19 protein-coding genes and 9 pseudogenes are annotated in these 23,494 nt (G+C 65.6%); 14 read left to right on the forward strand and 14 right to left on the reverse strand.

What is annotated here, in order from left to right:
- Window positions 1–66: 66 nt before the first annotated feature.
- A pseudogene (locus OWR21_RS04760) lies at window positions 67–442 on the reverse strand (hypothetical protein).
- A gap of 377 nt (window positions 443–819) precedes the next feature.
- Here OWR21_RS04760 and OWR21_RS04765 point away from each other — a divergent pair.
- Together OWR21_RS04765 and OWR21_RS04770 are read left to right on the forward strand one after the other, a co-directional pair.
- Window positions 820–939 (forward strand): annotated as a pseudogene (locus OWR21_RS04765) (helix-turn-helix domain-containing protein); the annotation flags it as partial.
- A 158-nt stretch (window positions 940–1,097) separates the two neighbouring features.
- Window positions 1,098–1,670, forward strand: coding sequence for a hypothetical protein (locus tag OWR21_RS04770; protein ID WP_332394697.1), 573 nt, complete (start codon window positions 1,098–1,100; stop codon window positions 1,668–1,670).
- Between the two features lie 89 nt (window positions 1,671–1,759).
- Here OWR21_RS04770 and OWR21_RS04775 read toward each other — a convergent pair.
- A pseudogene (locus OWR21_RS04775) lies at window positions 1,760–1,978 on the reverse strand (hypothetical protein); the annotation flags it as partial.
- A 109-nt stretch (window positions 1,979–2,087) separates the two neighbouring features.
- Entirely contained in the window at window positions 2,088–2,531 is a 444-nt protein-coding gene (locus OWR21_RS04780; RefSeq protein ID WP_147218713.1) for an acyl-CoA thioesterase, read from the reverse strand.
- A gap of 184 nt (window positions 2,532–2,715) precedes the next feature.
- Between OWR21_RS04780 and OWR21_RS04785 the strand changes: the two are divergent.
- Window positions 2,716–3,149, forward strand: a pseudogene (locus tag OWR21_RS04785) (universal stress protein).
- Window positions 3,150–3,189: 40 nt separating this feature from the next.
- Here OWR21_RS04785 and OWR21_RS04790 read toward each other — a convergent pair.
- Window positions 3,190–3,983, reverse strand: a pseudogene (locus tag OWR21_RS04790) (IclR family transcriptional regulator).
- Window positions 3,984–4,177: 194 nt separating this feature from the next.
- Here OWR21_RS04790 and OWR21_RS04795 point away from each other — a divergent pair.
- The 5 genes and pseudogenes from OWR21_RS04795 to OWR21_RS04815 all read left to right on the forward strand — a co-directional run bounded on the left by OWR21_RS04795 (window position 4,178) and on the right by OWR21_RS04815 (window position 8,155).
- Window positions 4,178–4,942 carry an ABC transporter substrate-binding protein gene (locus OWR21_RS04795; protein WP_147218707.1) on the forward strand — a complete coding sequence of 255 codons (765 nt, stop codon included), beginning with the start codon at window positions 4,178–4,180 and terminating at the stop codon, window positions 4,940–4,942.
- 20 nt (window positions 4,943–4,962) lie between these two features.
- Window positions 4,963–5,633, forward strand: a pseudogene (locus tag OWR21_RS04800) (amino acid ABC transporter permease).
- 2 nt (window positions 5,634–5,635) lie between these two features.
- Window positions 5,636–6,397 carry an amino acid ABC transporter ATP-binding protein gene (locus tag OWR21_RS04805; protein WP_316900871.1) on the forward strand — a complete coding sequence of 254 codons (762 nt, stop codon included), beginning with the start codon at window positions 5,636–5,638 and terminating at the stop codon, window positions 6,395–6,397.
- Window positions 6,398–6,500: 103 nt separating this feature from the next.
- Window positions 6,501–7,690, forward strand: a pseudogene (locus OWR21_RS04810) (NAD(P)/FAD-dependent oxidoreductase).
- Between the two features lie 75 nt (window positions 7,691–7,765).
- A complete protein-coding gene (locus OWR21_RS04815) occupies window positions 7,766–8,155 on the forward strand; it encodes a hypothetical protein (protein ID WP_332394698.1) in 390 nt (129 codons plus the stop codon).
- A gap of 71 nt (window positions 8,156–8,226) precedes the next feature.
- On the opposite strand, the gene OWR21_RS04820 is transcribed toward OWR21_RS04815, so the two are convergent.
- Both OWR21_RS04820 and OWR21_RS04825 read right to left on the reverse strand, forming a co-directional pair.
- Window positions 8,227–9,090, reverse strand: a complete 864-nt coding sequence (locus tag OWR21_RS04820) for a DMT family transporter (protein WP_332394699.1) — start codon at window positions 9,088–9,090, stop codon at window positions 8,227–8,229.
- A gap of 370 nt (window positions 9,091–9,460) precedes the next feature.
- Complete coding sequence (locus tag OWR21_RS04825) at window positions 9,461–9,733, reverse strand: metal/formaldehyde-sensitive transcriptional repressor (protein WP_027678743.1); 273 nt, start codon at window positions 9,731–9,733, stop codon at window positions 9,461–9,463.
- A 96-nt stretch (window positions 9,734–9,829) separates the two neighbouring features.
- Between OWR21_RS04825 and OWR21_RS04830 the strand changes: the two genes are divergently transcribed.
- Both OWR21_RS04830 and OWR21_RS04835 read left to right on the forward strand, forming a co-directional pair.
- Window positions 9,830–10,954: a nickel/cobalt efflux protein RcnA gene (locus OWR21_RS04830; protein WP_316900686.1), complete on the forward strand. Its 1,125-nt coding sequence runs from the start codon at window positions 9,830–9,832 to the stop codon at window positions 10,952–10,954.
- Window positions 10,955–11,172: 218 nt separating this feature from the next.
- On the forward strand, window positions 11,173–11,481 hold the full coding sequence (locus tag OWR21_RS04835) for a hypothetical protein (RefSeq protein ID WP_316875259.1): 309 nt from the start codon (window positions 11,173–11,175) through the stop codon (window positions 11,479–11,481).
- Between the two features lie 53 nt (window positions 11,482–11,534).
- Here the strand turns inward: OWR21_RS04835 and OWR21_RS04840 are convergent, their stop codons facing one another.
- On the reverse strand, window positions 11,535–12,431 hold the full coding sequence (locus OWR21_RS04840; protein ID WP_045785360.1) for a LysR family transcriptional regulator: 897 nt from the start codon (window positions 12,429–12,431) through the stop codon (window positions 11,535–11,537).
- 101 nt (window positions 12,432–12,532) lie between these two features.
- On the opposite strand from OWR21_RS04840, the gene tam reads away from it, so the two are divergent.
- Window positions 12,533–13,312, forward strand: a complete 780-nt coding sequence (gene tam, locus OWR21_RS04845) for a trans-aconitate 2-methyltransferase (protein ID WP_332394700.1) — start codon at window positions 12,533–12,535, stop codon at window positions 13,310–13,312.
- Between the two features lie 85 nt (window positions 13,313–13,397).
- Here the strand turns inward: tam and OWR21_RS04850 are convergent, their stop codons facing one another.
- Window positions 13,398–14,234 carry a bifunctional allantoicase/(S)-ureidoglycine aminohydrolase gene (locus tag OWR21_RS04850; protein ID WP_027678748.1) on the reverse strand — a complete coding sequence of 279 codons (837 nt, stop codon included), beginning with the start codon at window positions 14,232–14,234 and terminating at the stop codon, window positions 13,398–13,400.
- A gap of 138 nt (window positions 14,235–14,372) precedes the next feature.
- Window positions 14,373–15,305: an N-acetyl-gamma-glutamyl-phosphate reductase gene (argC, locus tag OWR21_RS04855; RefSeq protein ID WP_332394701.1), complete on the reverse strand. Its 933-nt coding sequence runs from the start codon at window positions 15,303–15,305 to the stop codon at window positions 14,373–14,375.
- A gap of 115 nt (window positions 15,306–15,420) precedes the next feature.
- Between argC and OWR21_RS04860 the strand changes: the two are divergent.
- Window positions 15,421–16,303: pseudogene (locus OWR21_RS04860) on the forward strand (LysR family transcriptional regulator).
- A 168-nt stretch (window positions 16,304–16,471) separates the two neighbouring features.
- Entirely contained in the window at window positions 16,472–17,791 is a 1,320-nt protein-coding gene (locus tag OWR21_RS04865; RefSeq protein WP_332394702.1) for an MFS transporter, read from the forward strand.
- A gap of 4 nt (window positions 17,792–17,795) precedes the next feature.
- Here OWR21_RS04865 and OWR21_RS04870 read toward each other — a convergent pair whose 3' ends face one another.
- The 5 genes from OWR21_RS04870 to OWR21_RS04890 form a co-directional block, all read right to left on the reverse strand.
- Window positions 17,796–18,227, reverse strand: coding sequence for an SRPBCC family protein (locus OWR21_RS04870; RefSeq protein ID WP_316875265.1), 432 nt, complete (start codon window positions 18,225–18,227; stop codon window positions 17,796–17,798).
- A 48-nt stretch (window positions 18,228–18,275) separates the two neighbouring features.
- Entirely contained in the window at window positions 18,276–18,713 is a 438-nt protein-coding gene (locus OWR21_RS04875; RefSeq protein WP_332394703.1) for a carboxymuconolactone decarboxylase family protein, read from the reverse strand.
- Window positions 18,714–18,799: 86 nt separating this feature from the next.
- Window positions 18,800–20,257, reverse strand: coding sequence for a MocR-like pyridoxine biosynthesis transcription factor PdxR (pdxR, locus tag OWR21_RS04880; protein WP_332394704.1), 1,458 nt, complete (start codon window positions 20,255–20,257; stop codon window positions 18,800–18,802).
- A gap of 75 nt (window positions 20,258–20,332) precedes the next feature.
- Window positions 20,333–21,547: an NnrS family protein gene (locus OWR21_RS04885; protein WP_332394705.1), complete on the reverse strand. Its 1,215-nt coding sequence runs from the start codon at window positions 21,545–21,547 to the stop codon at window positions 20,333–20,335.
- Window positions 21,548–21,575: 28 nt separating this feature from the next.
- Entirely contained in the window at window positions 21,576–22,781 is a 1,206-nt protein-coding gene (locus OWR21_RS04890; RefSeq protein WP_147218672.1) for a globin domain-containing protein, read from the reverse strand.
- Window positions 22,782–23,011: 230 nt separating this feature from the next.
- Between OWR21_RS04890 and OWR21_RS04895 the strand changes: the two are divergent.
- Window positions 23,012–23,489: pseudogene (locus OWR21_RS04895) on the forward strand (RrF2 family transcriptional regulator).
- Window positions 23,490–23,494 lie beyond the last annotated feature (5 nt).

The raw sequence follows: 23,494 nt of genomic DNA on the forward strand, positions 1-23,494 counted from the left end.
GCCTTCCACGACGTTGCAGCGTGGTACCGGCATCCCCGCCCGTCTCGGGAATGCGTCTGCCTGTTGTTATGCGGCGGTGACCTGCCGTCGCTCGATGGCGGCCAATACCTCCCACGTGCGCGGGTCCACCTCGCTCCCCCGAGCGACATCGACAGATACGCGTCGATGGCATCGATAAAGCCCTTCACGAAGGCCTGCGGATACGCGTGTTCCGAGAAGTACGTGAGCTGCTCGCGCAGCATGCCGGGCCGACACTGACCGTGCGTGCGCATATCGGTGCGCGTGCGGCACAGAAACGCGCGTGCCGAGATCGCGCCGTCCAGATAGAGGCGGTTGTTGGTCAAAGACATGCGGCACCTCCCCGTTGCGTGGGATGCATGCAGCGCCAAGGTGGAGGGGAAGGATAAGACGCGGGGCGATGCCCGCTGAGTGCGGTAGCCATGTGGCCTCCTGGAGTGGATTGGAGGAGACCCGGTCCTCGCTGCGAACGAGGGTGGCGGGCCTGACGACAGGGTTCGCAGACCGGCCCACTCCAGCTCGCCGGCAGACCCGAAGGTCTCCCGCCCGGCCCGCCGCAAAAAACATAGGCGTGCGCAAGCACCGGACATGAAAACGCCGCTCGGAAGCGGCTGTCCGTCTGGAGGGAAATGGGCTGCGAAACCCGGTCACCGCAAAGGCGGTGACGGTGGGGATTATAGGTGCCGAAGTTCAACTGTGGCGCCCCAAAGCGTCCAGTCGAGGCCGATTCCTATAGTGACCGTCTACAGCAGCGGCTAAGTTCATGTCCGATTTCTGCTCGGCTGGCCTATGGAGATTGGAATGACTAAAACGCGATTCAAGAGCGACGCATCTGAGGCTATTTACAGCACAGCATCCGATTTACATCGCGCCGGTCTCATCGATGGAAAGACCCTGCGCGAATACCATGAGCTGTGTGTCGGGCCCGTACGGAAGCCCACTGACAATGCGGATGACTCGTCACCGCCGGACTGCGAAACCCCCGCTAAGAGCGATTGATTTTGCAAATCCGGTTTCGGAGAATGTGTGCGATTTCTCTTTGGCGTTTCAATAGAGTTCCCCCCACCAAAAGCGGCACGATGCTGAAAGCAATCTGGACAATGCTGCCCCGCAAGCGGGTTACGACAACGGCCGAAGCACCGGAGAACAACCATGTTCGGCACGTGGCAGCGGCCTTCCATAACCGCGAGGAATTTCAGCGACGGGCTGCGGCGGCCGCATTGGTACTTGGCAGCAATACGATTGACACGCTCGTTGGTCTATTGCGCAGTGAACATACGCCCCCTGATGCACTGGCACCTCAATTCGCTGGGCTTGGTGCTTGGCTAACCGCGCGTCAGTTCGCCATCTTCGAGGTTTTCTACCACTTCGGTGCGCCTGCCGTTCCTACCCTGCTGAGTGTTATCCGCGGGGGGTACGACTGGACGCAGGGCAACGCCATCGAAATACTGTGCAGGCTCTATGCAAAGGGCGCTGCACCGGCATCAGCGTTTGAATTGCTGAAGGAAACGATTCCGTCGATGCGCGAGGAGGCGTTGATTTATGCCGCCGGCCCGCTGCACATGCTCCGGCAGCAGGACACAACGCTCAGCGACGTTCTGGAAGAGCTTTGGAGATACCCCAGTTTTCCGACGCGTACCAATACAGGGTGACGGGCACGTGGCCATCGGCTGAGTAGCACCAAAAAACAAAACCCGCCAACCGGCGGGGTCCCCAAATCCTTTTGAGCCTGCAAGCAATCAGCCTGCGGCGCTGCCCCATCTTTCGGAGCGGCCTCGGCGCCATCAGCCTTGGCTTCGTCCTTCTTTTCCAGCATCTCTTCCAGCGCGCCCGCGCCCTTGAAACCGGCAACGGCGGCGACAGCCTTGGTCAGCAGGCCGGCATCCGGATCGACTTTCTCGGCGGCTTCAACGGCGGCGACGGCGCCGGCGATCTTGCCCACTTCATCCAACAGTCCCATGGTCACCTCCGCGTGATTGAACGGGAGAGCCATCTTGCTCCCGGCACGGGGCGCAAGTGCAAGCAAAGTTAAAAATTTTCTGCGGGCGTTCGTTTGCGTACGCCGTGCATCACTCCGCTTCTGCGCCGGCAGGGGCTGCGGTGAGCGCAGCCAGGCGCTGGCGAGCGCTGTCGGTAATCGGACTCGACTGGCGCGTCGCCACGTCGATCTGCACGATCACCGATTGCGATGTCGCGGCGCATTGGCCGTTCTGGAAGATGGCCTGCTCGAGCTTGACCGAGCTGCGCCCGACGCTCGCCACACGCGTGCCGATCTGCACGGAGCCCGGCCAGAGAATTTCGTTGCGGAAGTCGAGCACGAGCTGCGCGATGACGAACTCGCAGCCGGGCGCGGCCAGCGGGTTGTCGGGCGTGAAGAGCATTTCCACGCGGCCGGTCTCCAGATACGTGGCGAAGACGGCGTTGTTGATGTGGCCCTGGCGGTCGGTGTCGCCGTAGCGAAGCTTGTCGGTCGAGTGCAGGGGGTAATCGGAAAGGGATGGCGTGATCGTCATGTGGGGCGCGCAGTCTGGATCAATCTGCGCATTCTGCCTGCCTTCCTGTGCAGGTGCTGACAGCGCGACCGCACCATGGCGTTTCCGTTGACTCGTATCAACGCGCAGGTTTCAGCAGCGCTTACGGTGGAAGCAGATACCGGCCGCGCACAACGTGCGGCCGCAGACATGGCAAGGAGGCCACATGAAGACCCTGGTACTGGCGACGGACGGATCGACCTATTCCGATGCGGCAGCGCGGTGCATTGCCGACAAGACCCTCTTCGGCAGCGATGTGACGGTGCACGTTGTGCATTGCATGCCGGACCTGTCTGGCGACATCAAGTCGCTCGTCGGCAAGGCAGAGGTGGACGCGTGGTACGCAGAAGAAAGCACCGGCGCCATGGCGTCGGTCTGTTCGATCCTGGGTGCCGCCGGCGTGCCGTTCGAGCAGCACGCACTGGTGGGTTTTCCACCGGATCGCATCGTGCACCACGCGCAAAGTGCGGGGGCGGCGGCCATCGTCATGGGCTCGCACGGGCGCGGCGTATTCGTCGAGGCGTTGATGGGCTGGTGGCAGGCCGGGTGCTTGCCCATGCCGAATGCCCCGTGGTGCTGGTGAAGGCGCCCAAGGCTTGATGGTGGCGGGGCGGCTGCAGCGACGCTCCGCTGCCCGCCGCTACCCCAGGGCCCGCACCGACGTGCTGATGGCCCGCGCGCATTGCAGCGCGGGGCCCAGCTTCGCTTCCATCTCTTCCGCCGTCCATCGGCCGGTGGGCGCAACAAGGTGGATGGCGCCCAGCGGCCGCCCATTGCTGCTGACGACCGGCGCGGCAATCGTCATGTCGCCGAGGAACAGTTCTTCGCAGTTGGTGGCGTAGCCGCGCTGGCGCGCCTGGCGCAGCGTTTCCATGATGTCCGCCACGTCGGTGCGCGTGTGCATGGTGTGCGCCACGCGCTGCGAACTTTCGACGATGGCCTGCGCTTCGGGCATCGGCAACGCGCTCAGGTAAGCGCGGCCAGACGCGGTGCAATACATCGGGATGCGGGCGCCGATGGGCATGTGCACCGGCACGAAATGCGCGCTCACGAAGCGTGCGACATACACCATCTCGTCCTGATCGGGCTCCGTTAGGCACGAGGTTTCGGTGGTCATCTTGGTGAGTTCGGCCAGGAACGGATTGGCCACGTCGATCAGCGTGTCGGCGGCCAGGTAATTGAAGCCGATCTTCATCACCGCGGGGTGAGCTGGTAGCGCCGCGTCTGGGGATGCTTGCGCAGGTAACCGAGCTGCTCCAGCGTGTAGACCATACGCTGCGCCGAGCTTTTGTTGATGCCGGCGGCGGCGGCCACGTCGGCAATCGTCATCGTGCGGCGCTGCGCGTTGAAGGCGCCGAGCACGGCCAGCCCTTTCTCCAGCGACTGGTTGAACAGCAGGTCGGGGGCGTCGGCAGGTTCAGCGGCGTCGGTCATGACAAGTGGCGGCTCGGTGGCAAATCAACGAACAAAGAATCGCATATCGATTCATCTGCGTCGATTAGTGGTTTTCCATAGTTATTTATCGATTCGTTACGTTCGAATATTGGCACAACCATTGCATTACGTTGAGCCAGTCCCCGTGCATGCGCGTTCGGGGTGCGTCTTTTTCCGTTGCCTGGAGGATTGCCATGTCTGTTGTCACCACCTTCCGTCGCGCTGCACTGGCGTTGTGCATGCTCGGCACCGCATCGTTTGCCTGGGCGCAGGGTGCGCCGGCCACCTACAACGTCGGCGCCACGGCCACGGGCGTGCCGTTCACGTTTCTGGACGTCAAGACAAATTCCATCCAGGGGATGATGGTCGACACCGTGACGGCCGTGGGCAAGGCCGGCGGCTTCAACGTGAACGTGCAGCAGACGGTGTTCTCGGCGCTGATTCCGTCGCTCACGTCGAACAAGATCGACATCATCTCGGCGGCGATGCTCAAGACGCCGGCCCGTGCGCAGGTGGTGGATTTTTCCGACCCGGTCTACTCGTACGGCGAAGGCCTGATCGTCAAGGCTGACGATGCCAAGAACTACGCCACGCTTGATGATCTGAAAGGCGAGGTGGTGGGCGCGCAGGTCGGCACGGTGTTCCTCGACATGCTCAACAAGAAGGGCATCTTCAAGGAAGTGCGCAGCTACGACTCGGTGGCCGACATGACGCGCGACCTGGCGCTGGGCCGCATCAAGGCCGGCCTGGGCGACCAGCCGATCATCGCGTATCAGATTCGCCAGAACGCCTTCCAGGGCGTGAAGCTGGCTGCCGGCTACAAACCCGCCAACGTGGGCGATGTATGCCTGGTGGTGCGCAAGGGCGATACCGAAACGCTCAACCGCCTCAACAAGGCCATCGCCAAGATCAAGGCCGACGGCACGCTCGATGCCATCGTGAAGAAGTGGGGCATCTGATTCCCGACGGGTGATGCGCCATGAGTGTTGCAACGTTTCTTGAGAACGCGCAGGACTTCCTGCCGATCCTGCTGAAGGGGCGGTGGTCACGGTGGAGGTGACCGTGCTGTCGTTCCTGCTTAGCAGCGTGATCGGGCTGGGGCTCGCGCTGATGCGCCTGTCGCCCGTCAAGGCCGTGTCTGCGGCCGGGGCGACGATCGTCAACATCATTCGCGGGCTGCCGATCATCGTGCAGCTCTTCTACATCTACTTCGTGTTGCCGGACATCGGCATTCAGCTCACCGCGTTTCAGGCGGGCGTGATCGGGCTGGGCATTGCGTATTCGGCGTATCAGGCCGAGAACTTCCGCGCCGGCATCGAAGCGGTCGACCCCGGCCAGCGTGAAGCGGCGCAGGCCATGGGCATGCGCGGCGCGCTGATCATGCGGCGCGTGATCCTGCCGCAGGCGTTTCGCATTGCGCTGCCGCCGTACGGCAACACGCTGGTGATGATGCTCAAGGATTCGTCGCTGGTTTCCACCATCACGGTGGCGGAAATGACGCGCGCGGGGCAGCTCATCGCCTCGTCCACGTTCCAGAACATGACGGTCTACACGCTGGTCGCGCTGCTCTATCTGGTGATGAGCCTGCCGCTGGTGTTCGGCCTGCGCAAGCTCGAACACCGCATGGGCGCGGGGAGGGCCAAACGATGAGCATGATCGAAATCCGCGATCTGCAGAAACACTTTGGCGACCATCACGTGCTGCGCGGCGTGAGCCTGCACGTGAACAAGGGCGAGGTCGTCTGCCTGATCGGCCCGTCGGGCTCGGGCAAATCGACGGTCCTGCGCTGCATCAACGGGCTGGAGTCGTACGACGGCGGCGAGATCCGCGCCTTTGGCGAACGCGTCGATCAACACAGCAAAACCATCCACACACTGCGCAGCCGCATGGGTATGGTGTTCCAGCGCTTCAACCTGTTCCCGCATCGCAGCGTGCTCGAAAACGTGATGGAAGGCCCCGTCTACGTAAAGGGAGAACGCCCCGAAGCCGCACGTGCCAAGGCGATGGCGCTGCTGGAAAAAGTGGGCCTGGCCGCCAAGGCAGAGGCGTATCCGGCGCAGCTTTCCGGCGGCCAGCAGCAGCGCGTGGCGATTGCCCGCGCGCTGGCGATGGAGCCCGAGGCGATGCTGTTTGACGAGCCCACGTCTGCGCTCGACCCGGAACTCGTCGGCGACGTACTGGAGGTGATGCGCGCCCTCGCCCGCGAAGGCATGACGATGATCGTCGTCACGCACGAGATGGGTTTTGCGCGCGAGGTGGCCGACCGCGTGTGCTTTCTGCACAGCGGCACCATCGTCGAAGAAGGCCCAGCCGCGCAGGTCCTGGGTGCCCCGCGACAACCGCGTACGCAGGACTTTCTACGCCGCGTGCTGCACAAGCCCGCCGATGCTCCCGCCGGAGACCTCGCGCCATGACGCAGCCGCAACTCGACATGGCTGCAAGCGGCGAGCCGCTGCCGCCGCCACGGCGCCTGCTGCACCGCCTACACCTGCGTTGATGGAATCGATCACCACCGATGTGCTCGTCATCGGCGGCGGTTACACCGGGCTGTCCACCGCGCTGCATCTGGCCGAACGCGGCACGCAGGTCACCGTGCTCGAAGCCAACGATCCGGGCTGGGGCGCTTCCGGGCGCAACGGCGGGCAGGTCAACCCGACGCTCAAGCACGACCCCGATGAACTGGTGAGCCTGCTGGGCGCCGCGCGCGCCGAACCGTTGATCGACACCGTCTCGCGCTCCGCCGATCTGGTGTTCGACCTGATCGACCGGCACCGCATCGACTGCCAGCCCGTGCGTGCCGGGTGGCTGCAGCTTTCCTATTCGGACAAGGCTGTGCCCGCGCTGCACGCCCGCGCACGGCAATGGGAAAAGCGCGGCGTGCCGGTGGAAATGCTGGACCGCGCCGCCGTCGCACAACGTGTCGGCACCGAGGCGTTTGCCGGCGCATGGCTCGACGGCCGCGCAGGCGCCATCCAGCCGATGGCGTATGCACGTGGCATGGCGCGTGCCGCGCAAAACGCTGGCGCCTCCGTGCATGGCCGCACCGCCGTCACCGCACTCGAGCGACAGGGCACGCAGTGGATCGCCACCACCAGCACGGGCGCAACGGTGCGTGCGCAGCGCGTGGTGATCGCCACGAACGGCTACACCGGCCCGCTGTGGCCCGGCCTGGCGCAGACGGTGCTTTCGGCCAACAGCTTCATCGTCGCCACCAAGCCGCTCAAGACGGCTGAAGCCGAGCGCATTCTGGCGCGCGGCGAAACGGCTTCCACATCGCAACGGCTGCTGCTGTATTTCCGCAAAGACGCAGCCGGGCGCCTGCTGATGGGTGGACGCGGCTTCTTTCCGAGCCGCGTGACGCGCAGGATTTTGCACACCTCGAACGCTCACTGGAGCTGCTCTTTCCACAACTCGGCCCGCTGGAATACGAATACCGCTGGGCCGGCCGCATCGCCATCACGCGCGATTTCATGCCGCACATTCACGAGCCGGCACCGGGCATCACGATGGCGCTGGGTTGCAATGGGCGCGGCATCGCGTTGTGTACGAGCCTCGGCCAGCACATTGCCGCGCGGCTGGCGGGCAGTGGCGAGGCGTTTCCGTACCCCGTATCGCCCATCACGCCGATCCCGCTGCATGGCCTGCAGCGCTTCTACATTGCGGCGGGCGTGGCGTGGTACAGCCTGCTCGACAAGCTGGGCGGCTGAGCAGGCAGCGGCACCGCAGGCCGGTGCGGCATGGTCTAGGATGAAGACTCCTTTTCGTCACATCCTGGGGGATCCATGTCGCATCGCCGCCGTCTTGCGCTCGCTTTTGCGGGCGCCGCGCTGTTTGCTGCCGCCACGCCGTCGTTCGCCTATTTCCGCAACGTACTGGCCAGCACCATCATCGGCTCGATGAGCCCGACGGAGTTGAAGTCGTTCACCAAGGCCATCGGCGATGCGCTCAAGAGCACCGCCGACAACACGCCGGCGCAATGGACCTCGCCGGCCAGAGGCAAGCAGGCCGCCGTCGACGCGACCATCACCCCGCTGGAAACCAAGACCGACGCCGGCCAGCCGTGCCGCCGCCTGCAGAGCGAACTCACGCGCGGCAGCAGCAAGGAACAGTGGACGGCGTGGCTGTGCAAGCAGCCGAGCGGGGAATGGAAGTTGCGGCAGCTGGCGCAGTAAGGCAACGGCCACCGGGCGGTTTGTAGCGGGAGCGAGCCGCCCAGATCCAGCGGCTCGCCCGGCGGCGGCGCTCAGCGGATCGCCCGAAACGCCACCGCCAACCCCAGCAAAATCATCGCCATGCCCGCCATCGCAACAAGCGCCAAGCGATGCCCCAGCACAAGCTCATCCAGCAGCGCCGTCACCACCGGCACGAGGTAGAACAGGCTCGTCACGTTGACGAGGTTGCCGCGCTGCATAAGCCGGTAGAACAGCAACTGCGCTCCCACCGATATCACCACGCCCATCCACAACAAGGCGGCGATGCCGGGCAGGCTTGGCGCGCGCGCCAGCGATTGCGCAGGCAGCGCGAAAGCAAACCCCGCACACAGCACAAGGCTCACCGCGTTCTGCAGCGGCAGCGTATCGATGGGCGACTGGTTCAGCCGCTTCTGGCCGATGGCGCCGACCGTCATGCACAACAGCGTGGCCAGCGCATAGCCGAGACCGGCCATCGGCACTTGATGCGCATCGGCGCCGCCCACCACCAGCGAAAGGCCGCCCAGCGCGAGGACGAGGCCGGCCATCCGCGGTGCGGACCAGGTACGTTCAGTCACGAGCAGCGTCAGCAGCGGCTGCACGCCGAGCACCGTGGCCAACAGCCCGGGCGTGAGGCCGCGGTCCAGCGCGAGCAGATAGCAGATCGAATAGCCGCCGGTCAGCAAGGCACCGGTGGCGGCGACCTTCAGCCGTGAGCCCCGCGCCGGCCACCACCGCCCGCGCCGCAGGCCGAGGCCCGCCAGCACCAAAGACGCGAGCGCAAAGCGCCCGACCAGAAACGCGAATGCCGGGACATGCTGCACCCCGATCTCCGCAAAGATTGCACCGCTGCTCCACAGCAGCACGAATAGAACCGTCGCGCCGGACCCTGCCAGCGCGGCTTGCATGGAACGCATTCCACTCACCTGTCGAAAAGAGATGTCGGGTTCCGACGCGCAGGCAAGCGCCTGCCTCGGGCGTGTGCCCGAGCCTGGTTCAGGTCAACCGGAAACGAAGCGGCTGGAAATCAGCCGAGAGCGGGCGGAGGCGGCGGCGGCTGTGCAGCGACCGCGTCGTAGCCCAGGAGACGACAGGAGGCGGGAAAGGCCCAGGCTGCACGCACACGTCATCCACGCGGGCGCGATGGCCGGCGGCGAGGAGGGTGGCGTGAAGTCGGGACATGAAGACGAAGATTCAGAGAATCAAAGAGGCGATAAATCGGAATTGGCCGATGGCGTCTGAGCAGACTATCGGGATCGCGCTGGGCGCAAGGGCGGCGCGTTACGGTTACTTCAGGTACGACTTGATCACCTGCATCACCGCATCGAGGTCTTCCTGACGTTGCGCCTCGGCAGGTTCCTTCACGACGTGATCGGTCAAGTGACCCTCGATGACCGCTGCCATCAGTCCGTTGACCGCACCGCGAATCGCCGCGATCTGCTGCAGGACGGCCGTGCAATCGCCCTCGTCGGCGAGTTGTTTTTCCAGCGCAGCGGCCTGCCCCTGGATGCGCCGCACGCGCGCCAGCAGCTTGGCTTTGTCGCGGATGGTATGAGCCATGGGTCGGGTATCGAGGTGAGGTGAACGACGCGCGAGAGTAGCATCACTATACTCGGGGGAGTATATTTCGCGTACCCCAAATTCACTGCCTTCCCCATGACCGCGTTCACCACCCTGCTGCAGCAAGGCAACGCCTGGCTGTTCGTTCCCAGCGCGATCCTGCTCGGTGCGCTGCATGGCCTGGAGCCCGGGCATTCCAAGACGATGATGGCGGCGTTCATCGTTGCGATCCGCGGCACGCTCACGCAGGCGGTGTTGCTTGGGCTGTCGGCCACGGTGTCGCATACGGCGGTGGTGTGGGCGGTGGCCATGGCCGGCCTCTACTTCGGCCGCAACTGGAACGCAGAAACGACCGAGCCGTATTTTCAGATGGTGTCGGCCGTGCTGATCGTGGCCGTGGCAGCGTGGATGATGTGGCGCACCTGGCGCAGCACGCACGCGGCGCACGACCACGATCATCATCACCACGATCACGGCCATGACGAGATCCAGCGCATCGACACCGGCCACGGCGTCGTGCAACTCGCCATCTTCGAAGATGGCGTGCCGCCGCGCTTCCGGCTGACGCGCGAGGGCACGCGCGGCACCGCATGGTCGGCCGATCAGGTGCAAGTCGTGACCGAGCGGCCCGACGGCAGTCGGCAAACCTTCCGCTTCGTCCAGCGCGACGGCTTTCTGGAATCGGAGCACGTCATTCCCGAGCCGCATGCTTTCGTAGCGCGCCTGTCGCTCGGGCACGAACACCATCGGCATGACTATGACGTCACGTTCACCGAGCATGACCATGATCACGACCATCATCACCACCCCGGGCTCGATGTGTCGTCTGCCGAATACCAGGACGCCCACGAACGCGCGCACGCCAACGACATCCGCCGCCGCTTCACCAACCGTGAAGTCACCACCGGCCAGATCATCGTATTCGGGCTCACGGGCGGGCTGATTCCGTGCCCGGCGTCGATCACCGTGTTGTTGCTTTGCCTGCAGCTCAAGAAGATCACCCTGGGCGCGGCGCTCGTGCTGTGCTTCAGCATCGGGCTGGCCCTCACGCTGGTGGCCTCCGGCGCGCTCGCCGCGCTGAGCGTGAAGCACGTCTCCCGGCGCTGGGGCGGCTTTGGTGAATTTGCACGCAAGGCGCCGTACCTGTCAGGCGTGCTGATTGCCCTCGTGGGGTTGTACGTGGGGTGGCAGGGCGTGCACGGGTTGATGCAACTGCCGTAGCAACGTCTGCGTGTTTGGTGTGACAAGGCTGCATCCATTGCCGCGCGGCCTGCGTATCTGCAGGTACAGGCTGAGGCTGGTGCGGCATGTTTTTCGTCGATGCAGTGTCAGGTTTGCATGCGCACCGCGACCAACCTGTGGGATCCGGCGGCCACGCGCCGCTAGCGATCCAATGGATGCCGCCTCCGGCGGCACGTTCACCGCACGAGGAGTTCATCATGCACACCCGCCGCCTTACCCTGGCCTTGCTTGCTACGCTTTCCGCTTCCGCCGCGCTGTTCATCGCCCAACCGGCTTCGGCCGCGCAGGCCAAGTACGACCCGTACACGCAAGGTGCCGTGGACAAGACGGACCCGTTCACGCAGGGCGCTGACCGCCAGGCCGACACCTATGGCTATCTGTCGTGGAAGTACGATCGTTTCGACCCGTATGCGCAAGGTTCGGATCGTCAAGCCAGCGCACACGACGTGCTGGCGTGGCGCGGAGATACGAGCTACCCGGGCAGCACGGACGGCGCACGCGCGTGAAGGGCCGGCATGGCGTGAGAGGGACCGTGTAAGCGCGGCCCTCCACGCGAGCCTCACTTCACCGAGGTTGCCCCGTCGACGATCCGGTCATACAGCGCACGCGCTGCAGGCGACAGCTGCGCTGCCTTGCGCGTGACGAGCACCAGCGTGCGCGACACTTCGGGCTCGACCAGCTCCACCGTACGAATCATCGGATACGCGTTCTTCTGCATCGCCAGCCGCGGCACCACCGCTGCGCCCAGGCCTTCGGCCACCAGCCCGAGCGCCGTTGAACTGCGCTGCACTTCATAGAACGAATGCAGCGTCACGCCGCTTGCCTTGAGTGCGCCGTCGAGCAGGCTGCGGTTGCCGCTCACCTCGCCGGCAAAGATGAGCGGGTGGGGCTGCAGGGCCTGCCACCGGATGCGGCGGCGCTTGGCGAGCGGATGATCGTCGCGGCAGACGAGGACGTACGGATCGCTGGTCAGCGGCACGCTCACGAGTTCCGGATGCTGGTCGCCCGCAATGCTGATACCGAACTCGGCCTCACGACGCAGCACCGCCTGCAGCACCGACGCCGAGGCGTGGTCGAGAATCTTCACCCGATCGTGCGGGCGGTGCTCGGAGAACGCGCGCAGGATGCGCGGCAGGTAGTGCACGCCCACCGTCGGCACGCAGGCGATCGTGATGTCGCCGCGCTGGCTCAGGCCGGTCTCGCGTATCTCCGTGAGCGCATCGGACAACTCATTGAGCAGCCGACGCGCCTGCGGCAGAAAGCGCTGACCGATTTCCGTTAGCTCGGTCCGGCGCGTGGTGCGCTCCACCAGCGCGACGCCAAGAAACGCCTCCAGCTTGCGCAGGCGCTGCGTGATGGCGGTCTGCGTCACGTGCAGCGTATCGGCGGCTTGCGTAAAGCTGCCGCTCTCCGCAATCGCCACGAATGCCTGCACGCCGAGCGTATCGATTTTCATCAGATAAATGAATGAATTCCAGCAATGAATTCATTTTACTGATCTCCCGCCGCGCCACAGAATGCCCGTGTTCGATCGCAACCCCGGCAAGGAGAACCAGCATGACCACGCAGCACGATTGGAGCGCAGATCAGTACGTCCGGTTTGAAGAAGAACGCACGCGGCCTGCCCGGGACTTGCTGGCCGCCGTGCCGCAAACGGCCATCCGCAGTGCCGTCGACATCGGCTGCGGGCCAGGCAATTCCACCGAGGCACTGATGGCGCGCGCGCCCGGCGCGGCCGCCCGCGGGTTCGATACTTCGGCCGACATGATCGAGGCCGCGCGCAAGCGCCTGCCGCACGTGGATTTCGAGATCGCCGACGTTGCCACGTGGAACCCGCCCGAACCGTTCGATCTGATCCTGGCCAACGCCGTGCTGCAATGGTTGCCCGATCACGGCACGCTGTTCCCGAAATTGATCGGCAAACTGACGCAGGGCGGCCACCTGGCGGTACAGATGCCCGACAACCTGGATGAGCCGACGCACCGCCTGATGCGCGAGGTGGCTGCCGACGGCCCGTGGGCCGGCAAGCTCAAGGGCGTCGAACGCACGGAGCGGTTTGACCCACGCCGCTACTACGCCATGCTGTCACCACTGTGCAGTCGGGTGGACGTATGGCGCACCACGTATTACCACCCTCTGCGCGGTGGCGCGGATGCGGTGGTGGAATGGCTGAAGGGAACCGGCCTGCGCCCCTTCCTCGCAGCGTTGAACGAAGCCGAACAGCCCGCATTTCTCGCGCGCTACCGCGATGCCATCGCCGCCGCCTATCCGGCACTCGACGACGGCACGGTGCTGCTGCCGTTTCCGCGCCTGTTCATCGTGGCGACGCGCAAGTAGGCGCAATCGCAGAAGCAGAAGCGCCGCCATGAAAAAAGCCCGACGGCAAATACCGGCGGGCTTTTTTATCCGACCTCTGCGTCGCTTAACGCGACGGGTTCAGGGTCAGGTTCATGTGACGGTTCACATCCTTGTACAGCAGGTAACGGAAGCGGCCAGGGCCACCCGAATAGCACGCCTGCGGACAGAACGCGCGCAGCCACATGAAGTCGCCGGCTTCCACTTCGACCCAGTCCTGATTGAGGCGATAGACGGCCTTGCCTTCGAGCACGTACAGGCCGTGTTCCATCACGTGGGTTTCGGCGAACGGAATCACGCCGCCTGGCTCGAACGTGACGATGTTGACGTGCATGTCGTGGCGCATGTCGCTCATGTCGACAAAGCGCGTCGTCACCCACGCGCCATTGGTGCCCGGCATCGGGATCGGCTCGACGTCCTGCTCGTTCGTCACGAAGGCTTCCGGCAGGGGAATGCCATCGACGACCTGGTAGTGCTTGCGGATCCAGTGGAAGCGCACCGCGGCATCGCTGACGTTGTGCAGCGTCCAGTCGGCGCCCGGCGGAATGAACGCGTAGCCGCCCGGCGTGAGCGTGTGCTTCTTGCCCTGCAGCGTCAGCTCGGCTTCGCCTTCAACGACGAACAGCACGGCCTCGGCGTTCTTGTCCTGCTCGGGCTTGTCGCTGCCGCCGCCCGGGTTCACTTCAACGATGTACTGCGAGAAGGTCTCGGCAAAACCCGACAGCGGGCGGGCGATCACCCACAGGCGCGTCTGGGTCCAGAACGGCAGCCAGCTCGTGACGATGTCGCGCATCACCCCCTTGGGGATCACCGCGTACGCCTCGGTGAACATCGCACGATCGGTCAGCAGATCCGTCTGCGGCGGATGGCCGCCATGCGGCGCGTAATACGTGGTCTTAGACATGTTGCATTCAGGCAATGGGTTGGTCCGGCCCCGAGCGCAAACAGCAACAGGCGGTTCGTACGCGGGCGGCGTTGACGATAGCGAAGTCGCCCACAATCGACCAATTAAATGTTCCGATAACTTCCATTCGATTTCCCACTACCGCGCCAGCATCAGATCAAGGTTCTGGACCGCCGCGCCTGAAGCGCCTTTGCCGAGGTTGTCGAACACCGCGGTGAGCAGGACCTGGCCGTGGTCATTGGCGAACACGCCCAGCCGCATGTCGTTGGTGCCGTTGAGCGCCTGCGGGTCGAGATGCGGCACGGCGGACGGCGCCTGCAGCGGCATCACGTCCACATGCTGCGCGCCGGCGTAGTGGTCAGCCAGACATGCATGCAGCGCAGCTGCGTCAACGCCGGCGTTGAGCAGACGCAGCTCCAGCGGCACCGTCAGCACAATGCCCTGGCGATACGCGCCGTAGGCCGGGACGAACATCGGCCGCTGCGTGAGCCCGGCATGCAGCTGGATCTCCGGCGTGTGCTTGTGCGCCAGACCCAGCCCGTACACCTGGAACGGCAGGGCGTTTGCCACCTCCGGCCCCTCGTAGGTTTCCACCGCGGCGCGGCCGCCGCCCGAATAGCCGGACACGGCATGAATGCTGATCGGGTAATCCGCCGGCACAAGGCCCGCCTGCACGAGCGGGCGCAGCAGCCCGATCGCGCCGGTCGGGTAGCAGCCCGGGTTGGTCACGCGCGACGCGCCCGCAACACGTTGAGCTTGCTCCTCGCTCATCTCCGGAAAGCCGTAGACCCAGCCCGGCGTGGTGCGATGCGCGGAGCTGGCGTCGATCACGCGCACGCCCGCGTTGACGATGGCCGCGACCGCCTCGCGCGCGGCCGCGTCAGGCAGGCACAGGATGGCGATATCGCAGGCGTTGATGGCCTCGGCACGGCGTTGCGCGTCCTTGCGGGCGTCGGCGGGAAGCGTCAGCAGTTTCAGGTCTTGCCGCTCAACGCGGCCGCGCAGACGCTCGTGGATTTGCAGGCCGGTGGTGCCTTGGTCGCCGTCGATGAAGACGAGGGGCGTGGACATGGCGGGGCGCTCCAATGGAAAGAAGATGGTGGTGAATGCAAGCCCCCATCTTCGAGCGCGACCTAGAATATGAAAAGTTGAATTTCACAACCGTCACATTCAGCTTTTCTGAATCATGCGAGAGATTAGCCTGGACCGCCTGCGCACGCTCGTCGAAGTTGCCCAGCGCGGTTCGTTTGCCGACGCGGCGCGGGCGCTGCATCTGGCGGCGCCCACCGTCAGCCTGCACATTGCCGAACTGGAAGATCGCGTGGGCGCGCAGTTGCTCTCTCGCAAGCGCGGGCAGGTGCAGCCCACCGCCATCGGCGAGGTGATGGTGGAGCGCGCGCGCAAGCTGCTCGCCGATGCCGAGCAGGCGCTGGACGACATCCAACGGCAGGTGCAAGGCCTGAGCGGGCGCGTACGGCTGGGCGCCTCCACCGGCGCCATCGCCCACTTGCCGCCGCAGGCGCTGGAGGTGCTGCGGCAAGACCACCCCGGCATCGACGTGCAGGTGGCGGTGCTCACGTCGCAGGAAACGCTGGCGGGGCTCGCCGATGGCGCGCTCGACATTGGCCTCGGCGCTGCCGCAATCGCAGGTGGCCGGCCTCGCCATCAAGCCGTGGCGGCGCGATCCGGTGATGGCGTTCCTGCCGGCGCACTGGACGAGCCCAGCGCGCATCACGCCGGCTTGGCTGAGCGCGCAGCCGTTGATCCTCAACGACGCCACCACGCGTCTGTCGCGCCAGACGACAGAGTGGTTCGCCACGGACGGTTATCACCCCGTGCCGCGCATCCAGCTCAACTACAACGATGCCATCAAAAGCCTCGTTGCCGCCGGTTATGGCGCCACGCTGCTCCCGCACGAGGCGTCCGCCGCGCCGTCCGACGCGCGCATCACCATGCGACCGCTGCGGCCTGCGTTGTGGCGCGAACTTGGCATCGCGCACCGGGCCGGCCACGTCGAGCGATCGACCCAGCATGTGCTCGACGTGCTTTGGATGCTGCGCGCGAAATAGCGCATTGCGCGCCTTGGCACCGTGACGAGGCGGAGAATCCGCTGAATAAGGTTTGACTTCTTGTGTCGCGACAACTATCGTAAGATATGTTTTTCGACACAACCCGGCGCGCTTGGCTGCCCCTTCCGAGCCGCGCGCGCCGCCCCCTCCCTTTCTTTCTTCGCCCTCATGCCTCTACTTGATCCCTCGCGCGAGCGCAGGTTGCTCTGGCTGCTCGCGCTCACGCAGTTCACCGTCATCATGGATTTCATGGTGATGATGCCGCTTGGTCCGCAGATCATGCATACGTTTGGCATCGGGCCGGCGGCGTTCGCCACGGCCGTGTCGGTGTATTCACTGTGCTCGGGTGCCTCCGGCCTGCTGGCCGCCACCTATATCGACCGCTTTGACCGGCGCCGGCTGCTGCTGGCCGTCTACGGCCTTTTCACGCTCGCCAACCTGGCCTGCGCGCTATCGGGCAGCTACGGCATGCTGCTGTTTGCACGCGCGTTTGCGGGCGTTACGGGCGGCGTGCTGGGGTCGATCATCATGGCTGTCTTGTCGGACGTGGTTCCGCCTGCGCGGCGCGGCGCGGCCACCGGCGTGGTGATGTCGTCATTTGCGCTCGCGGCCATGGCCGGCGTGCCGGTCGGCATTGCCATTGGCGCGCACTTCGGCTGGTCGGCGCCGTTCTTCCTGCTGACGGCGCTCACGGTGCTGATCTGGCTGGGCGCGCGGCAAACGGTTCCGCCGCTGGCCGAGCATCTGGCCGGCAATCGTAGCCAGACGCTGGGCGAGGTGCTCTCCGGCCTGTGGCGGTTGCTCACCAACCCGCGCCATCTGCGTGCCTTCGTGCTGACCTTCGTGATGATGGGTTCGCACATGCTGGTGATTCCGTTCATCTCGCCGGTGCTGGTGGCCAACCACGGCGTGGCGCCTGAAAACCTCTCGTGGCTGTATGTGGCGGGCGGTGCGGCGTCGTTCTTCAGCTCGCGCGCCGTGGGCAAGCTGGCCGACCGCTACGGCCGTCGCCGCGTGTTCGTGGGCGCGGCACTGCTGGCGTTCATTCCGGTGCTGCTCATGACGCATCTGCCCGACTGGCCCTTCATCGGCATGCTGCTGTTCTTCCCGTTCTTCATGGTGATCCTCTCCAGCCGCATGGTCCCGATGCAGGCATTGATGACGACGGTGCCCGCCCCGCAGGTGCGTGGCGCGTTCCTGTCGGCCAACAGCGCGGTGATGTCGGTGGGGACCGGCGTGGGTGCGTGGCTGGGCGGGCTGCTGCTGTCCAGCGGTGCCGGCGGCCGCATCGAGGGCTATGGCCTCAACGGCTGGCTGGCCGTGGCGGCGGGGCTGTTCTGCGTGTTCTGGGTGAGCCAGGTGAAAGGCTCGGATGCGCAAGGCGATCCGTCGCTGGCGGCATCGCCTGCAGCACCGGCATCTGGTGCACCTGCCGGCGCGTCGGGTCCGCAAACGGTGCCGCAAGCACCGCGGGCGGAAAAGGCCTGAGCGGTTATTCGGCTTCCAGCACCGTCTTCAGCTTCACCAGGTCGCGCTGCACCCATTCGGCATCGGCGTCGAACTGCGCATCGTCCATGTTCGGCTGCTGAAACAGCGTGAGGGAGACGGTGGTGCCGGCGCCGTTGCGCACCACGCGCAGCGGCACGTACACGATCGATCCGTCCGGCAGGCGCACCCAGTGATCGGCGATGCCAAATTCATTCGGCGGGCTGAAGCGGATGAACACGGTGCCTTCGTCGCTGTTGGGCGCGGCCTTGGCGATCCACTCGTCGGGTGCGGCGCCCGAACCCTGCGTACCGGGCGCGAGCCCTTCCGACAGGCCGGTCGCCCAGATCGGAAAGTTCAGCGGCTCGGCCAGGAACATGGCCACGTCATCGAAGTGACGCTCGACATTCACGCTCAGGGTGCGGACGTTGTGCAGCATGGGGCCTCCGTGTGCGGCGTTCGCCGTGCGAGGCAGTATATGCGGCGCTCAGGCGGGCAGCTTGCGAAAGCTGATGGCCAGGCGGTTCCACGTGTTGATGGTGCTCACCAGCAGCGTCAGGTCGACCAGCTCGGCATCGGAGAACTGCGCGCGCACGGCCTGCCAGACCTCGTCGGGCACGTGCGTTTCTGCGACGAGGGTGACGGCTTCCGTCCAGGCCAGCGCGGCGCGTTCGCGGTCGGTGAAGAAGGGCGTTTCATGCCAGACCGAGACGGTGGCCAAGCGGCGGTCGTCTTCGCCGCCCTTGCGTGCATCGGCGGTGTGCAGGTCGACGCAATAGGCACAGCCGTTGATTTGCGAGGCGCGCAGACGCACGAGTTCAGTCAGCGGTTTTTCCAGCGTGCTTTTGCCCAGCGCTTTTTCGAGGCCCATGACCGCCTGGATGGCGGCGGGGTTGCTTTGATAGAAGTCGAGGCGGGGTTCCATGAGAGGCTCCTGTATTCGCTGTATTGAAAACTGGAGCCAGTCTAGGCGTGCAGGTGGCACCTTGAAATTGCCAATCCCCGCGAATATCAGGTAGCCACCTTGGCCAGCGCCTCCGCGAGCTTGTCGAGGCCCGCGTCGATCTCGGCAACGTTCACGTGGCCGTAGCCGATCAGCAGTCCGGGCTGCGGCGGCCGCGCCACATACATCCGGGCGGTGCCGTACAGCCCGACGCCCACGCTTTCCGCCAGCTTCACCAGCTCGGCTTCGGGCAACGGCGCGTGCACCTGCGCTGCCATATGAATGCCCGCCGCCGACGGCACGGGCGCCAACCACGGCGCAAGCGGGCCACGCAGATGCCGCAGCAGCGCATTGCGGCGCGCTGCGTATTCCTTGTGCATGCGGCGCAGATACTTGGCGAAATCGCCGTCGAGCATGAACTTGGCCAGCGCCGCCTGCATGAGCGATTCACTGTGCCAGTCGGCCACCTGCTTGGCGTGCCGCAGCGGCGCCACGAGCGAGGCCGGCGGCACCACGTAGCCGATGCGCAGCTCCGGAAAGATCGTCTTGGAAAACGTACCCACATAAGCGACGCAACCCGCAGCGTCCAGGCTCTTGAGCGATTCCATCGGGCGGCCGTCGAAGCGGAATTCGCTGTCGTAATCGTCTTCGATGATGAGCGCGTCATGACGTTGCGCCCAGTCGAGCAGTTGCGCGCGGCGCGCGAGGCTCATCGGCATGCCGAGCGGAAACTGGTGCGACGGTGTCACGTAGACGAGCTTGGCGTGCTCGGGCAGCGCATCGACGACGAGGCCTTCGGCATCGACCGGCACCGGCACGACATTCGCGCCGAGGGCCTGCAGCGCAATGCGCGCGGGCGGATAGCCAGGATCTTCGATGGCGACGGTGTCGCCCGGGCGCACCAGCACACGCGCAATCAGGTCGATGGCCTGCTGCGCGCCATGCGTGACGACAATATCGGCCCAGGCACACACCACCGCGCGGCTGAACGCGAGATAGCGCGAGATGGCCAGGCGCAGCGCCTGGTCGCCCGCCGGATCGTGATAGCCGCTGCGCCCGCGCGCCTGCTGGCGCAACGCGTGCGCAACACAGCGGCGCCACACCTCAAACGGGAACAAACGCTTCTCGGTCACGCCTCCCACAAAGTCGTAAACGATATTCGCGCGCGGCATGGGGAGCACCGCCGGCATGTTGTTCCAGGGTGTGTCGAAAGTGCGTGCGACCGGCGCAGGCGACGCCAATTGCGCCGCGGGCGAGGCCGTCGGCGTGCGTGCGCGCAATCCTCCGGTGGCCTCAGCGACGAAGGTGCCGGAACCGGCGCGTGGTCGCAGATAGCCCTCGGCGATGAGGCGTTCGAACACGTCAAGCGTGGTCTTGCGCGACACACCAATCTGCAGCGCCAGGTCCCGCGTGGAAGGCAGACGCTCGCCCGGCACGAGCCGGCCATCCAGGATGGCGGTGCGGAGTTGTCGATAGAGCTGGCCGGCAAGGTCATGCCGGCCGTGGATCGTCAAATGGACATCCATCGTGGGCGCAGTGTGCAGAGGGGCTGCGCCATTCTACGGAAGCTGCCGGCCAGGACGAACGGCCGACGCTGAAGCTCAGCCCTCCCGGCCGTCGGCGCGCGGCGCCATCAGCCAAGGCGTGTAGCGCCACAGGTACGCCACGAACGCCGCCACCCACAGCACGCTCGCCCCGCCGATCCACACCTCGCGCGGCAGCAGCGCGGGGCCTGCCACGCGCACGACTGCAGCCAGCGCGATGGCGGCGTAGGCGAAATTCTCTGCCCGCCCCGTGCGCAGCATCCGGCCGGTGTGGCCGAGCGCGGTGCGCGTGATCATCGCGATGATGGCGCCGCCGATGGCTCCGGCCGTGAGCGCATGCAGCGCGGTGGAACGGTCGCCCCAGCCGAGTGCAGCCGCTGCCAACATGGCAAAGCCGACGGGCAGGAAGGCATACGCCACATGCAGGATGGAGACGATGGGCGTGCGCAGCGTGCGGCGTGTGTCCCAGCCTGCCCAGCGGACAGCCTGCACGACTGCTGCCGCCGCAAACACGGTGGCAGGAACGATGCCTTGCAGCGGCGTCGCCAACATGACGACTGCGAGCGCCGTTGCCGGCACGATTGCGCGCTCGGCCCAAACCACACGGCGGACATGCACGCCCGGAACCGCGTTGGACGTGAACATCGGGATGACGCGCCCGCCGATGACCGTGACGAACAGGCAGACCAGCCCGGCGGCCGCATCCAGGCAACGCAGTGCGGCCAGCGGCGCCTCCAGCGCCAACGCGGCATGGAACGCTGCGTTGACGGCACCGAGCACCAGCAGCGCGATCGCCAAGCCATAGTTGCGTGCGCTCTTCGCGCGCCGCAAGACGCGCAGGAACGCCACGCCGCACGCCGGCAGGAACGCCACGTCCGCAGCCACAGCCAGCGGCACGGGCCCGCCCCACATCAGCACACGTGCCGCCAACCACAGCGCAGCCAGCGCCGCGAGCTGCGTGCCTTGCGGCGTCTGCAGGCCGGTCCAGTTCTTTCCCGCTGTGAAAAGGAAACCGACCACCACCGCCGCCGCAAAACCGAACACCATCTCGTGCGCGTGCCAGAACAGCGGCGCCATCGTGGCCGGACCTTGGGCCGAGGGCAGGACACCCAGCAGCAACGCCGCCCACAACGCCATGCCCAGCGCGGCAAACGCTGCAGCGAGAAGGTAGAACGGCCGGAAGCCGAGCGCGAAGACGGCCCGCCCCGCGTAAGGCACGCGGCTTGCCGGGTCGGGCTTGCCGATGGTGAGCAACGGGGCTTGGCGGGGCATGGTGATTTCCGTGGTTCAGGTCAGAGAGTCAGAGAATGTCGTCCAGCAGGTCGGGGCCGAACACTTCGCGGTGGATACGCTCCGACGGCACGCCGCTGGCGAGCAGCGCAGCACGCTGTGCCTGCATGAACGGCAGCGGGCCGCAGAGATAGAAGTCCGCTTCCGTCGCGTTGTCGCGGACGAACGTGTCCACCGTCATCCGGCCGGGCCGCGCGGGGCGCGATGCGAACTCAGCGGCTTCGCCCGATTCCAGGAACACATGCGCCTCGAATGCCGGCAGCGCCTGAGCCGCACGCTCCAGATCGTCGACGTGGGCAACATGTGAGGCGGCGCGCGCGGCGTGGCTGAACACGATCTTGCGTGCGCTGTTCTCCTGCGCGAGCGTGTTGAGCGCCGAGATCATGGGCGTGATGCCAACACCCGCCGACATCAGCACGATCGGGTTGTCGGTCGCCAGTTGCGGCACAAAGTCGCCGTAGGGCTGGCTGACCAGCAGGACGTCGCCTTCGCGCGCATTGGCATGCAGCCAGCTCGACACGGTGCCCGCCGGGCGGTCAACGTCACCCGCATCACGCTTGACCGAGATGCGCCACGTGCGGCCATTCGGCGCGTCCGACAGGCTGTACTGGCGCTGCTGCAGCGCGCCCGGCGCCAGCTCCACCTGCACCGAGATGTATTGACCCGGCAGGAAATCGGCCAGCGGCGCATCACCCACGGCTTCCAGCGTGAGCGACACCACGTCTTCGGCCTGCTGACGACGGCTCACAATGCGCACCGGCTGACGATGGTCGGGGCCGCTGCCGGTGTGCTGGTACAGGCGCGCTTCAGCGGCGATCAGCTCGGCGGCGAGCAGCCAGTAGGCTTCGTCCCAGGCGGCAAGCAGGTCGGGCGTGGCAGCATCGCCCAGCACTTCGGCAATGGCACCCAGCAGGTGGCGCGCGACGATCGGATAGTGGCTCGGCTTGATACCGACAGCGGCGTGCTTATGCACGATACGGTTGACCACAGGTGCCAGCGCCGCGTTGTTGCCATGGTTGGCGGCATACGCAAACACCGCCGAAGCCAGCGACTGCTGCTGCGACCCGTTGGCCTGATTGCCCATGTTGAACACGTTCGTCAGCTCGGGGTGGCTGGCGAACATGTTGCGATAGAAGGTCTGCGTGATGGTCAAGCCATGCTCGCGCAGCACGGGAACGCTGGCATCGATATAGGGCTTGGACTTGTCGGACAGCATGCTGGACTCCAAATATGCGTGAAATATGCAACAAATAAGACGGGGGGCGCCGTCACGCTTTGTTTTGGATGGCCTGGTGCTCAGGCAACCGCTTGCATTGGATTCTATTAAACGTATATTTGCGATGCAACAAATTGACCTGCGGCAAACCGGCGCATCTTGTGCGCAACTTCCCGATAAGATGTGCCTCTTATGAATGTTTCTACCTGCGGCAACGCCGCACGCCCGCCATGCGACTGACCGACTACACCGACTACGCCCTGCGCACGCTGATCTACGTGGCCGTGCACCCGGACGAGCTCGTCACGATCCAGCGCATTGCGGATGCCTTCGACATTCCCAAGAACCACCTCATCAAGATCGTCCAGCAGCTTGGCCAGGACGGCTTCCTGCATACCGTGCGAGGGCGCTCGGGCGGCATCACGCTGGGCCGCCCGGCGGCCGAAATCAACCTCGGCGACGTGGTGCGCGCCACCGAACCCGACTTCCGCATGGTCGAGTGCTTCCACGGCGACGACAACCATTGCGTCATCACGCGCGTGCGGCCTGCGCGGCGTTCTGCACGCGGCGTTGCGGGCGTACTTCGAGGTGCTCGATGGCTACACGCTGCAGGATCTGGTCGACAAACCCAACGCGGTCAGTCGCGCATTGGGGGAGGCGCCGCTGCCAATGCCGCGTGCGGCCCGGCGCAAAAGCGTTGCAGCCTAGGCGCT

The organism is Ralstonia sp. 1B3 (genome assembly GCF_036631435.1).